Origin of the sequence: Acidithiobacillus ferriphilus (assembly GCF_018854775.1) — a bacterium.
GTDB classification, from domain to species: domain Bacteria; phylum Pseudomonadota; class Gammaproteobacteria; order Acidithiobacillales; family Acidithiobacillaceae; genus Acidithiobacillus; species Acidithiobacillus ferriphilus.
On the sequence record NZ_JAAZTY010000262.1, the window covers coordinates 1 to 2137 of the forward strand.

Annotated in this window: 2 protein-coding genes and 1 pseudogene; all 3 read right to left on the reverse strand. The window is 59.3% G+C overall.

Annotated elements, in window-relative coordinates:
- The coding region (locus HF921_RS13075) for a hypothetical protein (protein ID WP_215893989.1) at nt 1–295 on the reverse strand (295 nt) is incomplete at its 3' end.
- A gap of 125 nt (nt 296–420) precedes the next feature.
- Nucleotides 421–984 (reverse strand): hypothetical protein, encoded by a 564-nt coding sequence (locus HF921_RS13080; RefSeq protein ID WP_215893990.1) that lies wholly within the window; start codon nt 982–984, stop codon nt 421–423.
- A 19-nt stretch (nt 985–1003) separates the two neighbouring features.
- Nucleotides 1004–2137: pseudogene (locus HF921_RS13085) on the reverse strand (hypothetical protein); the annotation flags it as partial.

Consider the following 2137-nt stretch of genomic DNA (forward strand, 5'->3'; position numbering starts at 1 on the left):
GTAGGAGATTGCCAGCTCCTCGCCGCCGTTGGGCATGTATCCCACGCCTATCGCCACGCTCTGCGATCCTCCTCCCGCCGCAGCCGCGTCGCTCCAGGCCATGTCGGGCGGTTGTCTGCGCTTGTACCGCCGCCGTCGCGGCGTTGCTCGCCGTGGCGCCCGCCTGGGCTGCCGTGCTCTGGGCACTCTGGATATTGGAAACGTCCGTCTGCTGCTGGGTCTGGAAATAGGAAACTTTACGTTCGCCCGCAGTATGAGGATACCCGGCAGATGCTCCACCATTACGCGCTTCCATCCACTCCAGAGGAGATCGGCGAAATTGATGAAGGTGTGGACATTTCCATTCTGCTAAGGCTGTCTGAGGACGGGTTGCTGCAAGGCAAAATCCATCACGGAATTTACTTACCAATTTATCTATGGTCATTTCCTTATTCCACCTTCTACTTGCCAGGCCCAATTCGCAAGCCGGTCGATAGCTTCCCATATTTCAAAGTTGAAACGAGATGGATTACTTGCAAGTAGGTGTTTCGTTGAATCGGCCGCGTACTTAATCGCATTTGCATGCCTATCAAAGGCTTTCTGTCTTGAATAAAGGTTCTGTTCGATCCGATCCGAACAAACCCAAGCTATTTGCAAGTTACTCATTAGGCTATTATGCCTTGTGAACTCTTTATGATAGCCAAGTCTACCGTACCGTTTTTCTCTGATTAAAAAACAAGGTTTAATGAAATGATCAATCACCTCATTACTCCAGATATCGGACCGTTGAGTTGCCCATGCTTCCAGCCGTCCCAAAGCACCGCTGATTTCTTTCAAAAATCGGGAGCGATATTCCATAGAGAACCCATCTATTGCTAGGCTCCCTATGATTTCGCTGGCGTCAGCAATCCATATACTATGTTCATATGACCTTTCTTCGGCCTCGATCGCATCACAACAGTCCTGTACAACATACAGATACTCTTCTAACTCGTTCGCTTTCATTTTTCCCTCCAATGAAAAATCACCAATTCCACGCCACGCCGGCGCCGCCCTGGACCTCTCCCCCTTCCGGGTTGCCCGAGAACGTGCCGACGACGTTGATCTGGCGGGTGAGACGGACTCGGTAGGAGATCGCCAGCCCCTCGCCGCCGTTGGGCATGTACCCCACGCCCATCGCCACGCTCTGCGATCCTCCGCCCGCCGCAGCAGCCGCAGCCGCGTTGATGGATGCCTGGGAGATGGCTCCGAGCTGGTCCGCGTGTTGATTAGCCTGGCCGATGGCCCCCTCCACCTGGCCGACGGTGGCGGCGTCGTTCCAGGCCGTGCCGGGCGCGACGTTGGTGATCTGCCGATTCAAGCCGGTGGCCGCGTCTCCGACGCTCACGCTGTCCGTGCGATTGGCGACGGATCCGGCGCCCAGGGCGATGCTGTTTTGCCCGTTGGCCTGAGCGTCATATCCGAAGGCCGCCGAGTTGGCTCCCGCCGCGTCCGCCCCGTCGCCCACCGCCGTGCCGGGATCCGCGTTGGCCTGCGCGCCCGCGCCGATGGCGACCGCGCCCGTGGTGTTCGGATCTTGTCCCGTGGATTGGGTGATCGCCGCCCCCTGTCCGATGGCGACCGCCCCCGCATAGCCGCCAGTGCTTCCTCCCCCAGTCGCCAGCGAACCATTCCCTTGGGCCGTGTTCTGGAGCAATTTGCCGTTGATGTTCCCGACGGCACTTTGCAGTTGCTGGATGTAACCGCCCTGGGTTTGGACCTGCTGGCCGATGGTGGAGATGGCCGCCACATCCGCCTGCTGCTGCCCTTGGACGGTGGTGATGGCCTTGGTGTTGGACTGGGCGGCAGTTTCCGCCGTGTTGGCCGTGGCCTGTGCGGCTTGGGCGGTCGTCTGCGCCTGCCCCGCAGTCGTCGCGGCGTTACTCGCCGTGGTGGCCGCCTGGGTCGCCGCGCTCTGGGCGCTTTGGATATTGGAAACGTCCGTCTGCTGCTGGGTCTGGAGCGTGGAGATATTGCTCACGTCCGTCTGCTGCTGGCTTTGCAGGCTGGATACGGCGGCATTGCTTCCCGAAGCCGAAGAAAGCGCGCTGTTCAATGCCGAAATGGCCCCGCCCACGTTATCGTAGGTGGAAGATCCGACGCTGTAGGCCGGGGCGGT